We start from the raw sequence: 22,025 nt of genomic DNA on the forward strand, positions 1-22,025 counted from the left end.
TTAGCAATGACTCGTTTGATGTCGACGGCAAACGAGTCATTGCTAAGCTGCAGTTCAGAGGTGGTGTTGGGCGGATGAGTTACGCGTGGCAGGCGATGGGGCCGCCGTGGAGTTCCATCATGTCCATCCACACGCGAGGCAGTTCGAGGCGCTCGGAGAGCGGCTTGCCGTCGAGTTCGTGGTAGGCGCGGTGGAGGTTGCCGACGAGGCGTTCGGACTCCTGCCACGACGAGAAGCGCGACTCTCCCACCTCTCTCACGACGTCCATCGGGGTCTTGCCGGCGGCGTGGCCGGACGTGGCCAGCTCCGAGAGGTAGTTCGTGTAGGCGACCAGGTCGTCGAGCACGCGGGCGATTTCGGGTCCTCGCAGTAGCGGACCGTGACCGGGGACGATCACGTCGGCGTTGAACGCGCGCAGAAACTCGAGTGCTGAGAGGTAGCCCTGGATGCTGCCCTCGGCGAGGAACGGCTGGCCGCCCGCGAAGACCAGGTCCCCGGTGAACAGGACGCGCTCGGCCGGGAGCCACGCGACGGTGTCGCCGCGGGTGTGCGCTGTGCCGGGGTGGTGCAGTTCGACCACGCGGGTGCCCAGGTGCAGCGTCAGCGAGGTGCTGTAGGTGAGCGACGGCGGGCGGACCTCGATGTGGCCGTAGTCCGGGCCCGTCAGCACCTGCGCGGCGAGCAGGCCGGCGGCGAGCACCTCTTCGCGGCATGCCTCGTGGCCGACGATCACGGTTGAGGGCGGCACTAGCCAGTTGCCGAAGGTGTGGTCGCCGTGGTGGTGGGTGTTGATCACATAGCTGGGTGCGGCTGAGGACACCGACGCCACCGAGGCGAGCAACGCGCGGTTGCGTGCCTCGGTGGACGTGGTGTCCACGAGCAGCAGTGTGTCGTCCGAGCCGAGGACGACGCCGGTGTTGTTGATCATCCAGGACCCGTCGGGCTGGATGTAGGCGTGGACCCCTGGTGCGACCTCCACCAGTTCTGGGAGGAGTTCGGGCCGGTCAGGAGAAGGTTTCACCCGATCCAGCGTACTGAGGAGGCATCCGGTCAGCCTTGGGCGATGTAGGCCTGCAACTGGTCCTGCGACTGTTCGAGCTGGCCGATCCGGCTCTTCACCACGTCGCCGATGCTGACGATCCCGACCAGTTGCCCGTCGGACAGCACGGGCACGTGGCGGAAGCGCCGCTCGGTCATCACGACCGTGAGGCTGTCCACCGTGTCCGACGGCGAACAGGTGAAGACGTCGGCGGTCATGATCGCCGACACGGGAGAGGACAGCAGGTCCGCGCCGACCTCGTGCAGCCGGCGCACCACGTCGCGCTCCGACACGATCCCCGCCACGCCGGACGAGCCGACGACGACGATCGCGCCGATGTTGTGTTCGGCGAGCGCTCTGAGCAGTTCGGACACCGGGACGTCCGGGTCGATTGTCGCGACCGCCGATCCCTTGGTCCGCAAAACGTCAGCGATCCTCACCTGGCGCCTCCGATCCTGTCGGTCCGGTAGCAACTCAGGCTAGATCGGATCCGGACAGAACGGGAGATCAAGCCCACGAAGAGAGCAGGGGACGTAGCCGTTCGGCCACGTCCCCCGCGGTGTCGCGCCTCGTTCGGCGTCGGCTACGCGGATCCTCCGCGGCGACGGGCCGCGAACTGGCGCGGATGGACCATCGGCACACGCTGCTGCGGCAGCTGGAAGTGCGTGTTCTGGTCCTGCTTGCCCCGCTTCTGCGCACGTCGCGCAGCGCGGTTGCCCGGCTCGGGCTGGGGTTGGGTGGTGTCAGGCATGCGAAAGCCTCCTCGCGAAGAGGGCGTGCAAAGGGCACGGCGAAACGACGGCCGTGAGAGATGGACCCGCGCATGGGTCACCGGAGGCGAGCGCGACGACGAGGTCGCGAGGGCAGCACCTAGAGCGCTGCGGGGCTTCATCAGATGAAGAGCATGTCCGCAACGCTAGTGCTGCCGCCGCCTTGTGCCAACCGAATTAAAACCGGGCTCTAACCCCGGACCCGAGCGGCGGCCGCGCCGGCGCCGAGCATCACGAGGATGACGGTCACCATCGCCCACTTGCGGGACTTCGTCATCGGTGTGGTCTCCGGGTCGAGCGCAAGTTCCTTGCGGGGCTCGGGTTTCTGGCGCGCGGCACGCACCGGCACCGGTTGCCGCGGCGGAACGGGGGGCGGCGGGGCTGTGGTCGCCGGAGGTGGTGGCACGACCGGCGCGGGTGCTGGAGCCGGAGCCGGGATCGGTGCGGGAGGAGCGGGCGGTGCCGGGGGCGGCGGCACGTCGGGGCGGGGTGCCGGCGGTTCGACGCGCGGCGGCATCGGGTTCGGCAGGCAGCCCGCCGCGTCGATCATGCCCATCTGCGGGCCGGTCGAGAGTTCCTCGGCCGTGGTGCCCGTGACGCGGTAGACGCGGCTGCGGCCCTTGTAACCGTTGTTGATGGCGTAGACGGTGCCGGCCGAGTCGATCAGCACGGCGCCGTACGTGGACCTGCCGGGCAGCCCGGTGATCTCCGTTCTGCTCAGCACCCGGCCGGTCGCCGGGTCGAACGACACGACCTCGCCCGGCCCGTCGCCCGCGGCCGACACCCCGGTCAGCTTGCCGCTAGCCGGGTCGGCGGTGAAGTCGTCGAGCGTCAGGGCGGGCCAGCCCAGCACCACGGAGCGCACGATCTTGAGATACGACGGGCTGTCCGGGTCGATGTCGATGGCGTGCAACTGGGCGTGGTCGCGCACGTAGAACGTGCTGCCGACGACCGCGCCCGCCGACACGTCGTCGGTGCGGAACCAGTGCGCGTCAACTGGTCCGAGGTCGTTGACCACACCCTTGGTGTCGATCAGCACGACGTGCGACGGGTTCTTCCACCGGTGGTGGCCCTTGGACGTGAGCCCGACCAGGCGGCCCAGTGCCGGCGAGTACCCCAGTGCATTCACCGTGTAGTCCAGGTGAGCAACTTCTGTCACCCCACCGGATGAGACGTCCACTTTCGTGAACATCGAAAAGTGTCCTCGATTGGATGAACGCACTTGATAAGCGTCACACTTCTGCGGCGCGGCCTGAGCAACGGCGCTGGTGAACGGCGCGGAAAGCACCAATAGCGACGAGACGGCACCCAACGCGAGCGAATCCCGCCGCCACCGGTATGGAGTAGCCCAATACGACAACCGGGTATTCGTGCTGTTGCCGCGCATTCCCACCTGACCATTACTCGTTACCCGGACCGTGCTGTACCGGTCACAGTAGACCGTGGTCTAATCCCACACCAGAAAGGAGCCGAATTGAGCATTTACCTCAGCGGCACGCTCTGGGTTCTCGGTGCCGCCGCCATCTCCGCCGTTCTCGTCGTCATCACCCGCCGGTTCGGCTCGGCCGAAGTGGGCGAGAAGAACCTCGGCGCGGGCGGGTCGGTGTTCAGCATCGTCGCCGGCCTGCACGCGGTGCTCGCCGCGTTCATCCTGATCTCCCTGTTCGACTCGGCCAACGGTGCCGAGGAACAGGTGCAGAAGGAGGCCAACGCGCTGGTCGCCGTCAACTGGTCGTCGGACTCGCTGCCGGATCCCGCGAAGACGAAGGTCGACGAGCTCATCCGCGACTACGTGTCGATCGTCGTCGACGACGAGTGGCCCCGCATGCGCGAAGGAGAGGAGGTCGGCAACCAGGGCTGGACGACGTTGAACCAGCTCAAGGACACGATCTCCACGGCGGCGCCGGACGGCGGCTGGCAGGAGGACCGCAAGGCCGAGGCGGCGAACCAGCTGTGGGAGGTCTACCAGGCCAGGCAGGAGCGGCTGGACGCGGCGGACAACGGGGTCAACCCGGTCGTGTGGCTCGCGCTGCTGATCGGCACCGGGCTCTCGCTGCTGTTCCCGTACCTGTTCGGCGGGCCGACCCTGACCTCACAGCTGCTGATCACGATCACGCTGAGCTCGACGCTGGTCCTGCTGCTGTTCGCGATCCACCAGCTGCAGAACCCGTTCAGCGGCGGTGTGCTCATCCCGCCGGACGCGTTCAGTTCCGCATTGGACCGGCTGAGCTAGCGCGGGTCGGTCGTTCCGTCCGCTTCCTCGATCTCGACGGACAGCACCTCGCCGTCGATGAACTTCGGCAACACGTCCGTGTGGGTGAAGTAGCGATTCGCGAATGCGCCGACCGCCCTGGTGGACGCGGCGTCGACGCCACCGCCGATGACGCCGCCCAGCAGCGGAACGCCCTTCGCGGCGACGGTGCCGAGCTTTTTTGTACCGTATTTTGTGATGAGTGCCGACGCGGCCTTCTTGGTGAACTGCTTGATGCCGACTTTCTTGAACAGCTCGGTTCCGGCATTGCCGAGAAGGCACAGCAGGATGGCCATCTGCACTTCCTCGCTGTCCACGTCGTGGCCGCGCACCGACGCGATGGACGCGATGAGGTGCGTCTGGATGACGTAGGTGGCGGCGACGTTGGACGGCAGCGAGATCGGCAGCGTGATCAGGCCGCCGAGGTTCGTGATGAAGCCCTGCGCGCCCGCCAGCGCCACGTGCGTGCGAATGAGGTGCTTGATCGCGTCGGTCTCGTCGCCCTTCTTGACGAGCGCGTCGGACGCCGCCTCGCGGGCGCTCTTGAACGGCCCGAAGCCGTCGACGCCCGCGCGCAGCAGGTAGTCGGCGATGCCCTGCTGGGCCTTGTTCAGCTCACCCTTGGACTCAGCCACGAACCCGACATTACGCGTCCGGCCGGCTCTCCGAGACCTCGACCGGCGACTGCGGCGTGGTCACCGCGCCCGTGCTGCCGTCCACGGTGATGCGCTCACCGGTCCTGATCCGCGTCACGGCCTCGCGCACGCCCACGACCGCCGGAATGCCGTACTCCCGCGCCACGACCGCGCCGTGGGAGTTCGCGCCGCCCATCTCCATCACCAGACCGCCCGCCGTCAGGAACAACGGCGTCCACCCCGGGTCCGTCGACGGCGCCACGAGGATCTCGCCCGGTTCGAGGTGCGCGCCGACGGGGTCCATGACGACGCGCGCGACGCCGGTGACCATGCCCGCCGACGCCGGCGTGCCGACGAGATCACCCTCCACGGGAACTCCGTGGTGCACGGCTTCGGGTTCCGTGCCGTCCGACAGCAGCACGCGCGGGATGTGCCTGCGTCGCATCTCGCGGTCGTAGACCTCGCGGCGCGCGGCCACGGTCGGACGCAGATCTCCCTGCGGTGAGCGCATTTCCTCGAAGTTCAGGAAGAACACGTCGTCCGCGGCGTCCAGCCGACCGGCCGCGACGAGTTCGGCACCGATGGCGGCGACGCGCTTCCGGAGCGCGCCGAACAACGTGACGACCAGGTACTTCGGATACTCCCGCAGGCCGGCCAGCAACCTGGTGCGGCGCAACGCGAAGCGCACGAACCAGCCCCGGCCCCGGGCACGGCGGGCAAGGGTGTCGATCATCGCCTCGGCGTCGGCGGCACCGCGCGCGAAGACCGCGTCGGGGTGGCCCTGGTCGCCTTCCAGGCGCAGGAAGTTCTTGATGACGCCGATCACGTGCGCCGGGTCGTCGGACCACCGCGGCAGGCCGAGGTCGATCTCCGCGACGGCGCGGTGACCCCACCGCGCGAGGAAGCGGTCGAGGGCGGCCGGGCGTTCGCCGTTCTGGAACTGCCTGAGCGCGACGGGGTCATGCCGGATCTCCTGTGCGAGGTCCCACATCGCCAGGTCCATCTCGGTGGTGATGTTGTTCGGCAGGCCGCGCAGCACGGTCTGCAACTCGCCCGGCCTGGTCTTCACGACCTTGCCGACCAGTCCGAGCATCGCGAACCCGATCAGCGCGGTGGGCGCGAGGCGGGGCAACACCGGCACGACGCACTGCTGCAACGCCTGCTCGATCGAGAGCGTCGCGGACTTCTCCAGGATCTGACGTTCCAGCAGCAACGCGTCGCGCACGGCCTTCTCGGGGTTCGCCAGCGCCTTCACCGCCGTCACGGGCACCCGGAAGCGGCAGGCAAGCCTCAGAACGCGCTTGACCGCGGGCGTCGGCGAGAAGTTCCTGACCGCGAACCTCGGGTCGTCGAACAGGCCGCGCAGCACCTCGGAGGAGCGCGCCTCCATCACGCCGAGCAGGCGCGTGACGAACTCACGGCCCACCTTGCTCTGCAGAACCTTGGTGACGTCGAAGAAGATGCGCTCGCCGTTCTCCACATAGGACTTGCTTCGCGGGTCCCCGATCACGATCTCGAAGGCGGACTTGGAGATCTCCCGGAACGCCGCGCGCCCCATCGGCGTGATCGGTCGTTCGAGCCCCTGCGCGAGGCTGAAGCAGAAGTAGACGTGCGCGTTGCCGTCCGGGTTGTCCGGCACCGGGAACAGCGTCGTGATCGGCCGCGCCTGCGTGAGGTGCGGTTCGCCGTCGTCGTCGATCGCCCACTCGACGTCCTGCGGCGAGCCGTAGTGCCGCTGCACCTTGCGGCCGAGGACGGCGAGGCCGTGGATCTGCCCGTCGGTGAGGCACTGGTCTCCACTCTCTGCGACCTCGACGCGCTCGGTGCCGCCACCGGGCAGCGAGCGGATGACGACCCTCTTGTCTCCCAGCCGTTTCTCGACGATCTCGCCGCCGTCGACGACGAAGTGGTCGGGGTTGACGGCACCGGACACCACGGCCTCGCCGAGTCCGGGGCTCGCGTCGATGACGATCTGATCGCGTGTGCCGGTGACCGGGTTCGCCGTGAACATCACGCCGGACACCGCGGACCGCACCATCCGTTGCACCACGACGGCCAGGTAGGTCGTGGCGTGGTCGATGCCGTGGGTGTCGCGGTAGCTGACCGCGCGGTCCGTCCACAGCGACGCCCAGCACCGGCGGACGGCGTCGACCACCTCGTCCTCGCCGACGACGTTGACGAAAGTGTCCTGCTGGCCCGCGAAGCTCGCGAACGGCAGGTCCTCGGCCGTGGCGCTGGACCGGACCGCGACCGGCACCCCGGGACCGCGATCGTCGCCGAGTTCCCGGTACTCGGCGACGATCGCGTCGCGGATCTCCTGCGGCACAGCGGTTTCCAGCAACGTCCTGCGGGCGTTCTCCGGAGAGGCGCTCGCGAGCTCGTCGGCTCGCGCGACGGCGCGGTAGGCGTCGGTGGTGACGCAGAAACCCTGCGGCACCGGCAGGCCGGCCCTGGTGAGCTCACCCAGGTTCGCGGCCTTGCCGCCCACCTCGGCGAGCATCGTGCCGTCGATGGACTTGAAGCCGATGGTGAGCGCCATGGCCGCCCCCTCCAGGTTCCGCCTGACGAGGAGGTTACGAGCATTCGGCCAAATACTCAACAAGCGATGAATAAATTACGGGCGCTGCACCCACTCCGGAAGCGGCTCGCGCTCCCGTCGCCACTCCTCCGGCGGGCTCGCGACGATCCCGCCGACGATCGCGGCCGTGGTGTCGACGTCACCACCCGCCCTGACGCACGCCGTGATGGCGGCGCGGTAGTCGCCGAGGTGATGGGCGGCGACCCAGAGCGTGAACGGGACGGTGTCCTGCGCCGTCACCCGCGAGCCGTTGCCGAGGACGTACGCGGCCTCTTCGGCGTCGCCGATCTTGCGCGCCTTGTCGATCCCCTTGCGCACGAACGAGTCTTCGAGGTGGTCGAGCACCGTTCCGAGCAGGTCCGGCGGAGGTGTGCCCGTCAGCCGCGCCTTGGCCGCGACGGCCGCCGCGTGTGCCACCGCGAGGCCGCCCATGACGCCCTCGGGATGCTGGTGCGTCACCTCGCTGGCCCGGATCGCCTGCGCCGTAACGGTTCGGGGGTCGTCGGCGAAGTACGCGCCCAGGGGTGCGATCCGCATCGCCGCCCCGTTGCCGCACGAGCCTTGCCCGTCGAACGCGCTGGAGGCCGCCTCTTTCCACGGCATGCCCTGGCGAATCTTGCGCAGGATGGTGAAAGCACCCGCGCCGTAACCGCGATAGGGCTCGCACCGGTCGGCGAACGTCGCCGCGAGCCGGGCTTGGTCGACCTCGCCGTGGTCGCGGAGCTCGGCGACGAGGTTGCAGGCCATTTCGGTGTCGTCGGTCCACTCCCACGGGCCCCGTGGCGGCTTGCCGGCCACGAGGTCGGGCAACGAGCGGCCGACCATGAAGAACTGAGCGCCCAGAGCGTCGCCGACGGAGAGCCCGTCGAGCGAGGCGTATGCGAGGTCCAGGCGCGCACGAGTGTGCAGAACTATGCGCATCACCTGCGATTTTACCGGTTTGCCCTACCCCGGGCATGTGGATTTGGGTCTGTGCGGGCTCCTGTGTCTCGTGCGGACGCGCCGGTGACCGAGGAGGTCACCGGGACAGCCCGGCAGGCGTGAAGACGAAGCTGTCGCGGAAGCCGCCGTCACCACGCCTCGTGGCCATCAGCCGCATCTCCGGCATGAAGTGGAAGAACACCAGCGCACCAGACCGGTCCGGGTAGCCGAGCGTCTTCGAGTACTTGGGATTCGTGCCGCCCAGCCACAGCGGCGGCTCCCCGTACTCGGCGATCACATCGTCGAGCAGGCAGTCCCGCTCCCCCAGCACACCGGGGATCCGGCTGTCGGCGTCGAGGGACAGCCAGCCCTGCCGGTGCGCGAGGTCCGCGTACACCGACGCCATGACGTCCTCGCTGCGGTGCCCGAGCACCTCGTGCACCGCGCCGCTGACCATCGCCGCGTTGGCCGCGCCGCGCTTGACCAACATCTCGAGCTCGGTCTGCCACCGGTCCGTGCGGTCGTCGGCGAACGCCAGCGCGTCGAGCAGGGTGAGGATCACCGCCTCACCGCCGTACATGCCGGGACGCCGGACAGCCGCGTTGAGCTGACCGAGCAGGTACCGGCGTAAGTCGTCGAACGAAGGCATCTCTCCCCCTTAATGCGAGATGTTCTATCAGTTGCGGGCAGGCGAAACAGAATCGCCTTCATGACCGACAGGGGAGGCAGCAGCAACTGGGGAAGGGTCACATGAGCATCAGCAACCAGCAGATCGTCGCGTACCGGGTCGAGCACGAGGTCGAGCTCGTCATCGACTGGAGCACGGCCCACGAACGGTGCTGGCGCTGCGGTTACAGGTCCTCACTCGAGCAACACCTCGTCGTGCCCGCGTCGATGGGTGGCAGCCGCACCACGGACAACCTCGTGCTGTTGTGCGGGCGGTGCGTCAGCGAGTCGCCGAGCCACCAGGACCCGCAGTATCTGTGGCGGTGGCTGCGCGCGACGTCCGCCTCGTCCTACGACACGTACTGGACGTTGCGCGGGTGGGAGGAGTTCGAGGTCATCTTCGGCCGAAAGCCGCTGGAGTGCTTCGAGGAAGCGGCGGTCAACCACCGGTCGCTGAACGCCGAGTGCCGGGCGCTGGCGGCGGACGAGTTCGCGAAGACCGTCGTCCGCTTCGGGGAGGGGCGGCTCAACCCGTCGACGATCGCGTGCGTGATCGCGGAGATCGAGAAGAAGCTGGCGGACCGTCACGGCATCAAGTTGCCGTGACGTCGACCAGGAGGGCTGGAACCCACAGGAAGACCTTCGGATCGCCGAGCCCGGAAGCCGTGAGCCACGCCGCGGCCCGGCGAGCCTCCCGCTCGTCCTGGATCAGCCCCCATCTCCCCGGACGAACGCCCGTCGCGCGCCGGACGTCGTCGACGAGGCCGCCTAGGCAGGTCCACGTGTGCCAGCCCCCGGTGTCGAAGCCGACCAGCTCGAAGCCCAGCTCTCGACCGGAGTGGAGGCCGGGGAAGGCTTCGCGTCGAGCCAGACGGCCCGCGACCCCGCCCATGTCCGGGAGGCGGCCTCCATCGGCCATGTCCTGGAGCAAGGCCGGAGCGTCTGCCGCGGCGAAGCCGACAGCGAGCACGTGCAGCTCTGATCGACCCGCACGAGTGCGCGCCTGTTCGGCCAAGACCGGGTCGTCGAACCAGTCGTCCCAGCCATCGCGCTTCGCCGGAACCAGATCCGCGACACAGTCGCTCATCGAGATCAGACCGGCACTCGGCAGCCCCGCGTCCTGCCAGTCCTTCCTGGCACTTCTCGTGACGACCAGGTAGCCCGCCAGGAGTTGATCCGCGTCCATCAGGACTTCCCCCGCAGATGAGGCAGAGCCGGGGCGTCCACCGACGCCCCGGCTCTGACCGGTCACTTCATCTTGTAGAAGACGCTCAGGATCAGCTGCAGCCGGAGGTGCTGCCGCAGCCCTCGCACAGGTAGCAGGAGCCGGCCGGACGCATCTTCGTGCCACAGGTCATGCACAGCGGCGCGTCCGCGGCCTTGCCCAGGTGCAGCTCCAGCAGCTCGGTCGAGCTGCCCACCTGCTTCGGCGCCTCGACGGCGGCCTCGACCTGCTTCGGAGCGGCCTCCACCGATCCGCGCAGACCCTCGAGGTCCACATCGGACGACGGCGCGCCGTACTCGCCGGCCACCTGCGCCGAGCGCTCGTCGGCGGTGAAGATGCCGAGCTGCGCGCGCTTGTCGTAGGGCAGGTAGTCCAGCGCCAGGCGGCGGAACAGGTAGTCCAGCACGGACGTCGCGATGCGCACGTCCGGGTCGTCGGTCATGCCCGCCGGCTCGAAGCGCAGGTTCTGGAACTTCGAGACGTAGAACTCGAGCGGGATGCCGTACTGCAGGCCCACCGAGATGGACATGGAGAACGCGTCCATCACGCCGGCCAGCGTGGAACCCTGCTTGCCCAGCTTGACGAAGATCTCGCCCAGGCCGTTGTCCGGGTAGGAGCCGGCGTGCAGGTAGCCCTCGGCGCCACCGACCGTGAACGACACGGTCTGCGACGGGCGCTTCTTCGGCAGGCGCTTGCGGACCGGGCGGTACTCGACGACCGTCTCGGTCTTGGCCTCGCCGCCCTTGTTCGCGCCCTTGCCGGCGGACAGCGGCTGGCCGACCTTGCAGTTGTCGCGGTAGATCGCGAGCGCCTTCAGGCCGAGCTTCCAGCCCTGGTAGTAGATCTCCTCGACCTCCTCGACGGTCGCCGTCTCCGGCATGTTGACCGTCTTGGAGATCGCGCCGGACAGGAACGGCTGCGTGGCCGCCATCATCCGCACGTGGCCCATGGGCGCGATGGAGCGCTCGCCCATGGCGCAGTCGAAGACCTCGTAGTGCTCGCGGCGCAGGCCCGGCGCGTCGACGACGTGGCCGTGCTCGGCGATGAACTCGACGATCGCCTCGATCTGCTCGTCCTGGTAACCCAGCGACTTCAGCGCGCGCGGCACCGTCTGGTTGACGATCTGCATCGAGCCGCCGCCGACGAGCTTCTTGAACTTGACCAGGGCCAGGTCCGGCTCGATACCGGTGGTGTCGCAGTCCATCATCAGGCCGATGGTGCCGGTGGGGGCCAGCACGGACGCCTGGGCGTTGCGCCAGCCGTTCTTCGCGCCGATCTCCAGCGCCTGCTGCCACGCCTCGGTCGCGACCTTGTGCACCGACGAGTCGTTCGCGTGGTAGGTGCGGATCAGGTCGTTGGCGGCGGCGTGCTTGCGCATGACGCGCTGGTGCGCCGTGGCGTTGCGCTTGTAGCCGTCGTACGCGCCGACCATGCCCGCGAGCTCGGCGGAACGGCGGTACGAGACACCGGTCATCAGCGAGGTGATGGTCGCGGCGAGCGCGCGGCCGCCCTCGGAGTCGTACGCGTGGCCGGTCGCCATCAGCAGCGCGCCGAGGTTGGCGTAGCCGATGCCGAGCTGGCGGAACCTGCGGGTGGTGTCCGCGATCGGCTCGGTCGGGAAGTCCGCGAAGCAGATCGAGATGTCCATCGCGGTGATGATCAGCTCGACGGCCTTGGCGAACGTGACGGCGTCGAAGCGGCCGTCGTCACCGAGGAACTTCATCAGGTTCAGCGACGCGAGGTTGCAGCTCGAGTTGTCGAGGTGCATGTACTCCGAGCACGGGTTGGACGCGGTGATGCGGCCCGACTCGGGGCAGGTGTGCCAGTCGTTGATCGTGTCGTCGTACTGGATGCCGGGGTCGGCGCAGGCCCACGCCGCCTGGGCGAGCTTGCCGAACAGCGACTTGGCGTCGACGCGCTCGATGACCTCACCGGTCTGACGCGCGCGCAGGCCGAACTCGCCGCCGCTCTCGTAGGCGTGCATGAACTCGTCCGACACGCGGATCGAGTTGTTCGCGTTCTGGTACTGCACCGACACGATGTCCGCGCCGCCGAGGTCCATGTCGAACCCGGCGTCGCGCAGCGCGCGGATCTTGTTCTCTTCCTTCGCCTTGGTCTCGATGAACTCCTCGACGTCCGGGTGGTCGACGTCGAGGACGACCATCTTGGCCGCGCGGCGGGTGGCGCCACCGGACTTGATGGTGCCCGCGGACGCGTCGGCGCCGCGCATGAACGACACCGGGCCAGAGGCGGTGCCGCCGGAGGACAGCAGCTCCTTCGACGAACGGATGCGCGAGAGGTTCAGGCCGGCACCGGAGCCGCCCTTGAAGATCAGGCCCTCCTCGCGGTACCAGTTGAGGATCGACTCCATCGTGTCGTCGACCGCGAGGATGAAGCACGCGCTGACCTGCTGCGGCGAGGTCGTGCCGACGTTGAACCACACCGGCGAGTTGAAGCTGAACACCTGGTGCAGAAGCATGTAGGTGAGCTCGTGCTCGAAGATCTCGGCGTCCTGCTCACCGGTGAAGTAGCCGTGCTCCTTGCCTGCGCCCACGTAGGTCTTCACGACGCGGTCGATCAGCTGTCGCAGCGACTGCTCGCGCTTCTCGCTGCCGACGGCACCGCGGAAGTACTTGCTGGTGACGATGTTCGTGGCGTTCACCGACCAGAACTCGGGGAACTCGACACCGCGCTGCTCGAAGTTCACCGAGCCGTCGCGCCAGTTCGTCATGACGACGTCGCGGCGCTCCCACGTGACCTCGTCGTAGGGGTGGCGGCCTTCGGTGGTGTAGACGCGCTGGAACTTCAGCGCGGCAGGCTTCGCAGCCGCCCGTGCGGCTGTCTTCTTGGCTGAGCCGCCGACGGTCTCGGTCACGGTGGATCTCCCTCGTGCTGGTGCTTAGAAAAGATGGTGGCTGCGCGCGCTCGGGCGCACTCGGATCACTGCTCGGCCGGTGTGTCCTCGGCACGGGCAGTGCGAAGATCAAGGATTTCCTTCTCGAAGTCCTCTACCGACGAGAAGGAGCGATACACGCTCGCGAAGCGCAGATAAGCGACCTCGTCGAGCTCACGCAGGGGGCCGAGAATGGCGAGGCCCACCTCGTGACTGGCGATTTCCGCGCATCCGGTCGACCGGATCGACTCTTCCACCCGCTGGGCGAGTTGCTGGAACGCGTCCTCGTCGACCGGGCGGCCCTGACACGCCCTGCGCACACCGACGACGACCTTGTCGCGGCTGAACGGCTCCGTCACCCCGGAGCGCTTGACCACGGCGAGAACCGCCTCTTCGACCGTGGTGAACCTGCGGCTGCAGCTGTTGCAGGAGCGGCGACGACGGATCACCTGTCCCTCGTCGACTTCACGGGAGTCGACCACCCGTGAGTCCGAATGACGGCAGAACGGACACCGCACGCCACTTCCCCCCTTCTCAGCGCAGCACCCATCGCAGCAGCCGCACTGGTTGGGTTACCCACAACCTGTGGACTACTTACGACGGTGTAACCACTAGATGTAGGGGTAGAACCTAGATCGCTGCGGACGGCAACGCAACTCGACACACCACTCGAACGGGGGAACGTTGCGCCGATCAGGGGCGATTACGCAAAAAAGCCCGCCGGTGACGGAGCGTTCACGTCACGGCGGGCACCAAAACACAAGATGTGGGGGCAGGTCTACGGGGTGGCCCCCGCCTGCTGTAGGTAGAGCACGCCGAGCGCGACCACTGTCAGTGCGCTCAAGACGCCGACGGCGATGAGTTCGAACAGCGACTCGCGCTGCGGCCGGACCTCGCACGAGCTCGACTCGCGCGACGAGGGCACCACGAGCGGGCGCGGCTTCGTCGCAGGCCTGCGCGGCATGACACGAGGACCCGAACGGAGTGGACGTCCCGCTGCGACGTCCGCGTCCTCGACAACCCGCATCCGCTTCTCGACGAGCACCGCCATCACGACCTCCATCGCAGGTCAACCACCATGATCGAACAGGGGTTCGATCGAACGTCCGTGCGAATTTCTACCAGACCCGCCGTTCTGACGCCACAACACGCCCGCAAATACCTCGAACAGGTGTTTGATCTGTGCAGCAAACACGACTACCGTCGACCACGAAGATCGACGGAGGCCGGAATCCCATTCGAACTGGGGGCGGCGAGGAGGACAGCGACCGTGGCAGGCAAGACGATCGAGCCGGACCCAGCTCTTGTGGGCGCAGAGGTGAGTGAGATCGCGGGAAACGCCGGCCTGACTTTGCGCCAGCGCAAGGTGCTCGACGTGATCCGCGACTGGGTCGACCGATTCGGTTACCCGCCGAGCGTGCGTGAAATCGGTGAGGCCGTGGGCCTGACGTCGACCTCGTCGGTCGCGTACCAGCTGCGCGCGCTGGAGCGGAAGGGCTTCCTGCGCCGCGACCCGAACCGCCCGCGCGCGGTGGGGATGCTGCCCAACGAGATCGACGCGGGCCTCGACCCGATGTCCAAGCCGACGCCCGCGTATGTGCCGATGCTCGGCCGGATCGCGGCCGGTGGCCCGATCCTGGCCGAGGAGTCGATCGAGGACGTGTTCCCGCTGCCGCGCGAGATCGTCGGCGAGGGCGAGCTGTTCCTGCTGCGCGTCGTCGGTGACTCGATGATCGACGCCGCGATCACCGACGGCGACTGGGTCGTGATCCGCAAGCAGCCCACCGCCGACCAGGGTGAGATCGTCGCCGCCATGATCGACGGCGAGGCGACCGTGAAGACGTTCAAGCGCAAGGACGGCCACGTGTGGCTGATGCCGCACAACCCGGCCTACCAGCCGATCAACGGCGATGAGGCCACCATCCTCGGCAAGGTCGTGACGGTGCTCAGGCGTCTGCCGTAACTTCCCCGCGGGCCCGCTTCTTCTTGCCGAAGAAGTCGAGCCACTTGTCCCTGGTGGCCTCCATGTCCACCACGACGAACGCGAAGAACTGGCCCATGTCCTTGAGACGGGCTCCGACCGGGGTGCCGAGACCGAAGATCTCGGCACCGTCCAGTCCTGTCTGCGCCCAGACCGAATTGCGCTGGGCGCTCGACAGCCATGCCCGGTACCAGAGGTCGTCGCCCAGGAAGTAGCGCATGCGCTTGCCGTCGCGCTCCGCATGCAACAGGTCGAGCTCCTGCAGGTAGGCGGTCGACCGCGAGACCGTTCCCGGGCTCACCGACAGCCGCAGCACGAGTTCCGTGGCGGTCAGGCTGCCCCGGTCGGTCATGAAGATCTCCGCGAGGATCCGCGCCGCCGTGCGCGTCAGCCCGGTCTGCCGGAAGACGGCGACCAGCCTCAGGTGGAACTCCTGCACCCGCGCCGGACTCCGGTCGAACGAGTACGCCTCCTCGTCGACGTCGAGGTCGTCGACAGCGGGCATCCGGCGTATGGCCCGTTCGCTCGCCGCACGGTGCGCGGCGCCCGGCCGGTAGTTGTTGTGGCCGCCGTTGCGGACCACTTCGCGCTGAATCGTCGAGGCCGGCCTTTGCAACCGCCTGCCGATTTCGGAGTACCCCAGCCCGTCCCAGAGGAACTGGGCGATGAGCTGCCGTTCTTCTTCGTCCAGCCGTTTACCAGGCACGACCTCATGGTGCCTTGCGCTGCAGGCCATTGCAATGAGTCTTTTGACTTCGTCCGCAAACGTTTTTAGCTTGCAGGGAGGGGAAAGAAGCTCGTTGCAAGGGGGAGCAATGCCACTGAGTCCGATGACGTACCCGGACGGGCACGTCGGCTGGCGGGCGCACGACCACGCGACTGTGCGCGCGGTGCTCGCGGACGGCCGGTTCGGCATCCGGCCGGATCTGATGCACAACCCGTTCGGGCCGGGGAGCCCCGGGGACGCTCCGCCGTCGCCGCCCGGTGCGTTCACCGATCACGACCCGCCGGACCACACGCGCTACCGCAGCAGGCTGACCGGTCAGTTCACGGTGCGGCGGATGCGGCTGCTCGCCGAGCGGCTCGAGGTGATCACGGCCGAGCACCTCGAGGTGCTGGCCGCCCAGGGGTCGCCCGCCGACCTGGTCGAGCACTTCGCGGTGCCCGTGCCGGGACTGATGATCTGCGAGCTGCTCGGCGTTCCGTACGAGCGGCGGGCGGAGTTCCAGCAGGACGCGATGGTGCTGACCGGAGCGAGCGGCGCGGAGGCCGGCGAGGCCGAGGCGATGTTCGCGGCGTTCGGGCGGCTGCAGGAGTTCATGCTGGGGATGGTCGCGGCCAAGCGGGCTGAGCCGACGGACGACGTGCTGAGCGACCTCGTCAATTCAGAGGCGGGCGACTCACCGCTCACCGACGACGAGATGGCGGCGATGGGCATGGCGTTGCTCGGCGGCGGGCTCGACACGACCACGAACATGTTGTCGCTCGGCACGCTGGAACTGCTGCGCGAGCCCGCTCGGGTGGAGGCGATGCTCGCCGATCCCGGCGCGGCCGTCGAGGAGCTGCTGCGCTACATCAGCTTGACGCCCGCCACCGCGCGTACCGCGCTGGAGGACGTCGAGATCGACGGCGTCGTCGTGCGCGCGGGCGACACCGTGTTCGTCGAGCTCGGGTCGGCGAACCGGGATCCGGCGCGCTATGCCGATCCGGACGTTCTCGACCTGGCGCGCGGCGCCGTCGGGCATCTCGCGTTCGGGCACGGCATCCACCAGTGCATCGGGCAGCACCTCGCGCGGATCGAGTTGAAGATCGCCTTTCCCGGGCTCTTCACCCGGTTCCCGAAGCTGCGGCTGGCCGTTCCCGAGAGCGAGCTGCCGCATCGGGCGAGCCTGGTGATCGGCGGCCTGGAGCGGATGCCCGTCGCCTGGGACTGAACCGTCAGGCGCGGCGGCGCAGACGCAGGCCGATGACCAGGGCGGCGATCAGCACGATGCCGCCCAGGGTCAGCGCCAGCGGCCAGTTCTGCCAGGACGACGACCCCTGCTGGGACGTCTTGGGCTGGGACGTCCCGGGCTGGGCGGCGGGTGGGGGTGCCGTGGTCGTCGGCGGGGGTGGCTGGGCCAGGGCCGCGGCGCCCGCGACGGCGCGGATCGGGGTGCCGGTGCCCTCGGAGGCGGAGAGCAGGGTGCCGTCCGGGTCGAAGGCGATGGCCTCGCCCTGGGGTTCGTTCGGCAGCGGGACGCGGACCGGGTCGCCGGACAGGGCCTTCACGACGTCGCCGTCGGGGACCGGGAACAGGTAGGCGTCGGTGTAGGTGCGCAGGGCGATGACGGAGCCGTCGGCGGCCGAGGCGGCCCCGGTCACCAGGCGCGAGTCGAGGGTGCCTTCCAGCGGGCCGCCGGGAGTGTCCGTCGACGTCAGCGACACGCGGGTGACCTGCTCCAACGGCACCGATGCATCGGTTCGGAGGGGTGCCGTCGGGCGATATACGAGCGCGGAACCGAGGGGTTCCTTGGTGATGATGTACGGCGTACCGGACTTGTCGATGAACAACGCCTCGGCGTCGTGTTTGCCGTCCGGATAGGTGAGGCGGAACCGCTCCACGGCGCCCGAAGGCGAGACCTTGTGCAAGGCGACCGTGGAGCGTGACTTGTTGTTGTCGCCGGTGTCGGACGCCCAGAGGGTGCCGTCCGGCGCCATCGCCAGGTCCTCGACGTCGTACGGGTCGACGGGCGCCGTGATCGTGCGCTTCACCACGCAGTCACGGCCCATGACCTGGATGCGCAGCGTGCCGTTGTCGCTGTCGCTGACGGCGAAGAACTGTTTCCCGTTGGACGTGAGCCCGGAGAGCTCCTGCATGGCTACCGGGCACACGTCCACCGGTGGAGGCGGGAGGATCAAGCAGGCGTCCCGTTCGTCGCGAACTCCTCGAGCACGCCGGCGAGGTCCGGGCGCACGCGGGCGTTGAGCAGCGTGCCCGACTCCGTGTGCTTCTCGGACAGCACCTCGCCGTCGCGGTGCACGCGGGCGATGACCTCGCCGCGCGCGTACGGCACGAGAGCCTCGACCACGACCTCGGGCCGTGGCATCAGCTCGGCGATGCGGACCCGCAGCTCCTCGATGCCGAGACCCGAGTGCGCCGACACGAACGACGCGTCCGGGAACAGGTGCCGCAGCCGGGCCATGCCGAGGTCGCCCACGGCGTCGATCTTGTTGACGACGAGCAGCTCGCGCGGCATCGGCGTGCCGGACTCGTCGTTGATCTCGGCGAGGACCTCGCGCACGGCCTTGACCTGCTTCTCCGGCATGCTGTCGGAGCCGTCGACGACGTGCACGAGCAGATCGGACTGGCCGACCTCCTCCAACGTCGAGCGGAACGCCTCGACCAGCTGGTGCGGCAGGTGCCGGACGAAGCCGACCGTGTCCGTCAGCGTGTAGGGCAGGCCTTCGGGCGTCAGCGCGCGGCGCGTCGTCGGGTCGAGGGTGGCGAACAGCGCGTCCTCCACCAGGACACCGGCACCCGTCAGCGCATTGAGCAGCGACGACTTGCCCGCGTTCGTGTAGCCCGCGATCGCGACGCTCGGGATCTCGTTCGCCGTGCGGCGGCCCCGTTTGGTCTCGCGGATGACGCCGATCGCGGCGATCTCGCGGCGGAGCTTGGAGATGCGCGCGCGGATGCGGCGGCGGTCGGTCTCGATCTTGGTCTCACCGGGACCGCGCAGACCCACACCGCCGTTGCCGCCACCGGCACGGCCACCGGCCTGCCTCGACAACGTCTCACCCCAGCCGCGCAGTCGCGGCATCAGGTACTGCAGCTGGGCCAGCTCGACCTGCGCCTTGCCCTCCTTGGACCGCGCGTGCTGCGCGAAGATGTCCAGGATGAGCGCGGTCCGGTCGATGACCTTGACCTTCAGCTTCTCCTCCAGCTGGCGCAGCTGGCCGGGAGAGAGCTCACCGTCGCAGATCACCGTGTCCGCGCCGGTCGACTGCACGACGTCGCGCAGCTCGGAGACCTTGCCGGAGCCGATGTACGTCGCCGCGTCGGGCTTGTCGCGCCGCTGCACGACGCCCTCCAGCACCTCGGAACCCGCGGTCTCGGCGAGGCGGGCGAGTTCGGCCATCGACGCGTCGGAGTCCGCGGCGGTGCCCTCGGTCCACACCCCGACGAGCACGACCCGCTCCAGGCGGAGCTGCCGGTACTCGACCTCGGTGATGTCCTCGAGCTCGGTGGACAGGCCCGCGACACGGCGCAGCGCGGCGCGCTCGACGCGTTCGTAGTCACCCGTCGAGAAGTCTTCCTCTTCCCAGGTGGCGTCGAACTCCGGGTCGAACTCTGTGCTCTGGATGTTTTCCGTCATTTGCCCTTCATCGTCCCACGGACAGTTAGTCCCCCGGATACACCGCGAGGTAGATCGCCACACGGGGAACATCCGGATTGACCGGTTGCGCGGCCAGCTCATCCATCAACGACGCGAGCCGCTGCTTTAGTTCCTCGGGGTCGACGGTGACGACCAGACGGCTCTGATCCACGTCACTGAGCCCGATGTCGGCAACCTCGCCGAGGAAAGCGTGCAACATCGCCTCGCCGACGGCGACCGCATTTTCGCTGTTGTCGAGCTGCCACGACAACCCCGTCGACCGGTAGGGGATCTCTTTCGCTCCCCGATTGCCCGCGCGGGGCGGCATCGCCTCCAGGAATCCCGCGGCGACGAGCTTGCGCACGTGGTGCAGCGTCGTGGCGGGGTCCTTGCCCAGCCGCTGCGCCAGTTCCTTGTTGGTGAGCGGGCGGTCGAACGTCATGCGGATCATCCGCAGCCGCAGGTCAGAGCTCAGCGCGGCGGCTTCCTCGCTCGTCGCGGGACGTCGTTTCCGGGAGAGTGGCACGGGCCCAGTCTAAGTGATTGACAGTTTCCAATCACTCAGCGCAGACTTCCCGGCATGGCGCTTTGGGGGCATCACGACTTCCGCCGGCTGTGGATCGGCGACACCATCAGCCAGTTCGGCGCGAGTATCGGCATCACGGTCATACCGCTGCTCGCGGCCGGTGTGCTGAACGCGACACCGTTCGAGATGGGCCTGCTCGCTGCGGCGAGCACGATGGCGTTCCTGCTGATCGGGCTGCCCGCGGGCGTCTGGGTCGACCGGATGCGCCGCAAGCCGCTGATGATCGCGATGGACGTCGTCCGCGCCGTGCTGATGCTGAGCGTGCCCCTCGCGTGGTGGATGGGAGTCCTCGACCTGCCGCAGCTCGTCGTCGTGAGCCTCGCGATCGGCGTGTGCACGGTGTTCTTCGACGTCGCCTACCAGTCGTACCTGCCGTCACTGGTGAGACGTGACCAGCTCGTCGAGGGCAACTCGAAACTGCAGGCCAGCATGTCCGTGGCCGAGGTATCGGGCCCGGCGATCGGCGGCTACGTGGCGCAGTTCCTCGGCGCGGCCAACGGCGTGCTCGCGACCGGCCTCGGCTACCTGAGCTCGGCGTTCTTCCTGTTCCGGATCAGGAACGCGGAGCCGGTGCCGGAGCGCCACCCCGATCCGCACCTGCGCCGCGAGGTCATGGAGGGGCTGCGGTTCGTCTTCGGCAACGCCACCCTGCGCAAGATCGTGGCCTGCACCGGCACGTCGAACTTCTTCCACGGCATCCAGAACGCCGTCAGCGTCCTGTTCCTGTTGCGGGTCGCCGGGCTGAACGAGGGCACGGCGGGTCTGGTCTTCAGCGCGAGCGGTGTCGGCGGCGTGCTCGGCGCGATGGTCGCGCACCGGCTCGGAGTGCTGATCGGACAGGCCAGGCTGATCTGGCTCGTACCGATGCTGACCTGGCCGTTCGTGCTGCTGATGCCGTTCACCAAGCCGGGCTGGGGCGTCGTGTTCGCGATGACGGGGCTCGCGGTCAGCGCGTTCGGCGTCGTCGTCTACAACGTCGGCCAGGTGAGCTACCGGCAGGCGATCTGCCCCGACCACCTGCTGGGCCGGATGAACGCCTCGATCCGCTGGGTGGTCTGGGGCGCGACACCGCTCGGCGCGCTGCTGGGCGGCGGGCTCGGTTCGTGGATCGGGATCGTGCCGACGCTGTGGATCTCGCTCATCGGCTCGGTGGCCGGGATGGGGTGGGTGCTGTTCTCGCCGTTGCGGTCTATGCGGGACCTGCCGACCACGTCTAGCGTCGAGGCCCATGGCTGATACCACGGTGCTGCGGGACGGTCTCCACTTCGGCGAGGGACCACGACGCGGTCCCGACGGCCGCCTCTTCTACTCCGACTTCTACGCGGGCGAGGTGCACGCGCTCGACCTGACGACGGGCGAGGACGAGGTCGTCGTCGCGTTCGACGGCCAGCCCTCGGGCCTCGGCTGGCTGCCCGACGGACGCCTGCTCGTCGTGTCGATGCTCGACCGGACGGTCCGCCGCCTCGAAGGCGACGACCTCGTCCTGCACGCCGACCTGTCGGACATCGCGACCTTCCACGCCAACGACATGCTCGTCGACGCCGAGGGCCGCGCGTACGTAGGCAACTTCGGGTTCGACCTGCACGGCCTGATCGACGACGTCGGCATCCCGCGGCTGCTCGAACCGGACTTCGACCCGCAGGGCGCCGCGCTCGCCTTGGTCCAGCCCGACGGCTCCGTCAGCGTCGTCGCCGAGGACCTCAAGTTCCCGAACGGCATGGCGCTGCTGCCTGACCCGACGGGCAAGTCCGAGAGCGGCAACATCCTCGTCGTCGCCGAGACCGTTGCGTTCAAACTCACTTCGTTTTCGGTCGACCGCAACGGATCGTTGCAAAACCGCAGGTTGTGGGCCGATGTGAAGGAGTTCGGCATCGCGCCGGACGGGATCGCGGGCGACGGCGACGGCGTGTGGGTGGCGCCGGCGTTGCAGCCGGCGGCGTTCCGGGTGACCGAGGGCGGCAAGATCACGCGCCGGGTCGAGACGACGCAGACGGTGTTCGCCGTCGCGGTCGTCGGCGATCATCTGGTGTGCCTGACGGCACCGGACTCGAACCCGAGCGTGGTCAAGCCGGAACGGCTCGGGAAGATCGAGATCTACCCGCTCGACCAGTAGGCCGGGTCT

22 protein-coding genes are annotated in these 22,025 nt (G+C 68.5%); 6 read left to right on the forward strand and 16 right to left on the reverse strand.

Annotated features, from left to right (window positions below):
* Positions 1–79: 79 nt before the first annotated feature.
* The 4 genes from ORI60_RS34155 to ORI60_RS34170 all read right to left on the reverse strand — a co-directional run bounded on the left by ORI60_RS34155 (position 80) and on the right by ORI60_RS34170 (position 2,968).
* The gene (locus ORI60_RS34155) at positions 80–1,021 is read right to left on the reverse strand and encodes an MBL fold metallo-hydrolase (protein ID WP_266042127.1); all 942 of its coding nucleotides are present in this window, start codon (positions 1,019–1,021) and stop codon (positions 80–82) included.
* Positions 1,022–1,050: 29 nt separating this feature from the next.
* The gene (locus ORI60_RS34160; protein ID WP_266042128.1) at positions 1,051–1,479 is read right to left on the reverse strand and encodes a CBS domain-containing protein; all 429 of its coding nucleotides are present in this window, start codon (positions 1,477–1,479) and stop codon (positions 1,051–1,053) included.
* Between the two features lie 143 nt (positions 1,480–1,622).
* The gene (locus tag ORI60_RS34165) at positions 1,623–1,790 is read right to left on the reverse strand and encodes a hypothetical protein (protein ID WP_266042129.1); all 168 of its coding nucleotides are present in this window, start codon (positions 1,788–1,790) and stop codon (positions 1,623–1,625) included.
* A 209-nt stretch (positions 1,791–1,999) separates the two neighbouring features.
* Complete coding sequence (locus tag ORI60_RS34170) at positions 2,000–2,968, reverse strand: DUF6923 family protein (RefSeq protein WP_266042130.1); 969 nt, start codon at positions 2,966–2,968, stop codon at positions 2,000–2,002.
* 315 nt (positions 2,969–3,283) lie between these two features.
* Between ORI60_RS34170 and ORI60_RS34175 the strand changes: the two genes are divergently transcribed.
* A complete protein-coding gene (locus ORI60_RS34175) occupies positions 3,284–4,042 on the forward strand; it encodes a DUF4239 domain-containing protein (protein ID WP_266042131.1) in 759 nt (252 codons plus the stop codon).
* On the opposite strand, the gene ORI60_RS34180 is transcribed toward ORI60_RS34175, so the two are convergent.
* The 4 genes from ORI60_RS34180 to ORI60_RS34195 form a co-directional block, all read right to left on the reverse strand.
* Complete coding sequence (locus tag ORI60_RS34180) at positions 4,039–4,695, reverse strand: EcsC family protein (RefSeq protein WP_266042132.1); 657 nt, start codon at positions 4,693–4,695, stop codon at positions 4,039–4,041. The two genes, ORI60_RS34175 and ORI60_RS34180, sit on opposite strands and share 4 nt — an antisense overlap.
* Positions 4,696–4,705: 10 nt before the next feature.
* A complete protein-coding gene (locus ORI60_RS34185) occupies positions 4,706–7,234 on the reverse strand; it encodes a PEP/pyruvate-binding domain-containing protein (protein ID WP_266042133.1) in 2,529 nt (842 codons plus the stop codon).
* A gap of 75 nt (positions 7,235–7,309) precedes the next feature.
* Complete coding sequence (locus ORI60_RS34190; protein ID WP_266042134.1) at positions 7,310–8,194, reverse strand: ADP-ribosylglycohydrolase family protein; 885 nt, start codon at positions 8,192–8,194, stop codon at positions 7,310–7,312.
* 97 nt (positions 8,195–8,291) lie between these two features.
* Entirely contained in the window at positions 8,292–8,843 is a 552-nt protein-coding gene (locus tag ORI60_RS34195) for a hypothetical protein (protein ID WP_266042135.1), read from the reverse strand.
* A gap of 101 nt (positions 8,844–8,944) precedes the next feature.
* Between ORI60_RS34195 and ORI60_RS34200 the strand changes: the two genes are divergently transcribed.
* A complete protein-coding gene (locus ORI60_RS34200) occupies positions 8,945–9,466 on the forward strand; it encodes an HNH endonuclease (protein WP_266042136.1) in 522 nt (173 codons plus the stop codon).
* On the opposite strand, the gene ORI60_RS34205 is transcribed toward ORI60_RS34200, so the two are convergent.
* The 4 genes from ORI60_RS34205 to ORI60_RS34220 all read right to left on the reverse strand — a co-directional run bounded on the left by ORI60_RS34205 (position 9,453) and on the right by ORI60_RS34220 (position 14,041).
* Positions 9,453–10,046, reverse strand: coding sequence for a hypothetical protein (locus ORI60_RS34205; protein ID WP_266042137.1), 594 nt, complete (start codon positions 10,044–10,046; stop codon positions 9,453–9,455). The genes ORI60_RS34200 and ORI60_RS34205 overlap by 14 nt on opposite strands.
* A gap of 91 nt (positions 10,047–10,137) precedes the next feature.
* Positions 10,138–12,960: a vitamin B12-dependent ribonucleotide reductase gene (locus ORI60_RS34210; RefSeq protein WP_266042138.1), complete on the reverse strand. Its 2,823-nt coding sequence runs from the start codon at positions 12,958–12,960 to the stop codon at positions 10,138–10,140.
* Positions 12,961–13,025: 65 nt separating this feature from the next.
* On the reverse strand, positions 13,026–13,496 hold the full coding sequence (gene nrdR, locus ORI60_RS34215) for a transcriptional regulator NrdR (RefSeq protein ID WP_266042139.1): 471 nt from the start codon (positions 13,494–13,496) through the stop codon (positions 13,026–13,028).
* A gap of 260 nt (positions 13,497–13,756) precedes the next feature.
* Positions 13,757–14,041 carry a hypothetical protein gene (locus tag ORI60_RS34220; protein ID WP_266042140.1) on the reverse strand — a complete coding sequence of 95 codons (285 nt, stop codon included), beginning with the start codon at positions 14,039–14,041 and terminating at the stop codon, positions 13,757–13,759.
* A gap of 222 nt (positions 14,042–14,263) precedes the next feature.
* Between ORI60_RS34220 and lexA the strand changes: the two genes are divergently transcribed.
* Complete coding sequence (gene lexA / locus ORI60_RS34225) at positions 14,264–14,941, forward strand: transcriptional repressor LexA (RefSeq protein WP_406601979.1); 678 nt, start codon at positions 14,264–14,266, stop codon at positions 14,939–14,941.
* Here lexA and ORI60_RS34230 read toward each other — a convergent pair.
* A complete protein-coding gene (locus ORI60_RS34230) occupies positions 14,925–15,665 on the reverse strand; it encodes a GbsR/MarR family transcriptional regulator (protein WP_266042141.1) in 741 nt (246 codons plus the stop codon). The genes lexA and ORI60_RS34230 overlap by 17 nt on opposite strands.
* A 109-nt stretch (positions 15,666–15,774) precedes the next feature.
* Here ORI60_RS34230 and ORI60_RS34235 point away from each other — a divergent pair, with 109 nt between their 5' ends.
* Entirely contained in the window at positions 15,775–16,893 is a 1,119-nt protein-coding gene (locus ORI60_RS34235) for a cytochrome P450 (protein WP_266042142.1), read from the forward strand.
* A gap of 4 nt (positions 16,894–16,897) precedes the next feature.
* Here ORI60_RS34235 and ORI60_RS34240 read toward each other — a convergent pair whose 3' ends face one another.
* The 3 genes from ORI60_RS34240 to ORI60_RS34250 are packed head-to-tail and all read right to left on the reverse strand — an operon-like array spanning position 16,898 to position 19,843.
* Positions 16,898–17,860, reverse strand: a complete 963-nt coding sequence (locus ORI60_RS34240; RefSeq protein WP_323055975.1) for a hypothetical protein — start codon at positions 17,858–17,860, stop codon at positions 16,898–16,900.
* Positions 17,857–19,317 (reverse strand): GTPase HflX, encoded by a 1,461-nt coding sequence (hflX, locus tag ORI60_RS34245; protein WP_266042143.1) that lies wholly within the window; start codon positions 19,315–19,317, stop codon positions 17,857–17,859. The genes ORI60_RS34240 and hflX overlap by 4 nt, the downstream gene beginning before the upstream one ends.
* Before the next feature lie 25 nt (positions 19,318–19,342).
* Complete coding sequence (locus ORI60_RS34250; RefSeq protein ID WP_266042144.1) at positions 19,343–19,843, reverse strand: ArsR/SmtB family transcription factor; 501 nt, start codon at positions 19,841–19,843, stop codon at positions 19,343–19,345.
* Between the two features lie 54 nt (positions 19,844–19,897).
* Here ORI60_RS34250 and ORI60_RS34255 point away from each other — a divergent pair, with 54 nt between their 5' ends.
* A complete protein-coding gene (locus ORI60_RS34255) occupies positions 19,898–21,139 on the forward strand; it encodes an MFS transporter (RefSeq protein WP_266042145.1) in 1,242 nt (413 codons plus the stop codon).
* Positions 21,132–22,016, forward strand: a complete 885-nt coding sequence (locus ORI60_RS34260) for an SMP-30/gluconolactonase/LRE family protein (protein WP_266042146.1) — start codon at positions 21,132–21,134, stop codon at positions 22,014–22,016. The genes ORI60_RS34255 and ORI60_RS34260 overlap by 8 nt, the downstream gene beginning before the upstream one ends.
* Positions 22,017–22,025 lie beyond the last annotated feature (9 nt).

It is taken from the genome of Lentzea sp. NEAU-D7 (genome assembly GCF_026242055.1).
Lineage (GTDB): Bacteria > Actinomycetota > Actinomycetes > Mycobacteriales > Pseudonocardiaceae > Lentzea.

Bases quoted from the DNA above. Each gene is read 5' to 3' on its own strand.
- ORI60_RS34260 (WP_266042146.1), top strand. From the start codon at position 21,132: ATGGCTGATACCACGGTGCTGCGGGACGGTCTCCACTTCGGCGAGGGA.
- ORI60_RS34185 (WP_266042133.1), bottom strand. From the start codon at position 7,234: ATGGCGCTCACCATCGGCTTCAAGTCCATCGACGGCACGATGCTCGCC.
- ORI60_RS34190 (WP_266042134.1), bottom strand. From the start codon at position 8,194: ATGCGCATAGTTCTGCACACTCGTGCGCGCCTGGACCTCGCATACGCC.
- hflX (WP_266042143.1), bottom strand. From the start codon at position 19,317: ATGACGGAAAACATCCAGAGCACAGAGTTCGACCCGGAGTTCGACGCC.
- ORI60_RS34195 (WP_266042135.1), bottom strand. From the start codon at position 8,843: ATGCCTTCGTTCGACGACTTACGCCGGTACCTGCTCGGTCAGCTCAAC.
- ORI60_RS34200 (WP_266042136.1), top strand. From the start codon at position 8,945: ATGAGCATCAGCAACCAGCAGATCGTCGCGTACCGGGTCGAGCACGAG.
- ORI60_RS34255 (WP_266042145.1), top strand. From the start codon at position 19,898: ATGGCGCTTTGGGGGCATCACGACTTCCGCCGGCTGTGGATCGGCGAC.
- ORI60_RS34220 (WP_266042140.1), bottom strand. From the start codon at position 14,041: ATGGAGGTCGTGATGGCGGTGCTCGTCGAGAAGCGGATGCGGGTTGTC.
- ORI60_RS34235 (WP_266042142.1), top strand. From the start codon at position 15,775: ATGCCACTGAGTCCGATGACGTACCCGGACGGGCACGTCGGCTGGCGG.
- ORI60_RS34165 (WP_266042129.1), bottom strand. From the start codon at position 1,790: ATGCCTGACACCACCCAACCCCAGCCCGAGCCGGGCAACCGCGCTGCG.
- ORI60_RS34205 (WP_266042137.1), bottom strand. From the start codon at position 10,046: ATGGACGCGGATCAACTCCTGGCGGGCTACCTGGTCGTCACGAGAAGT.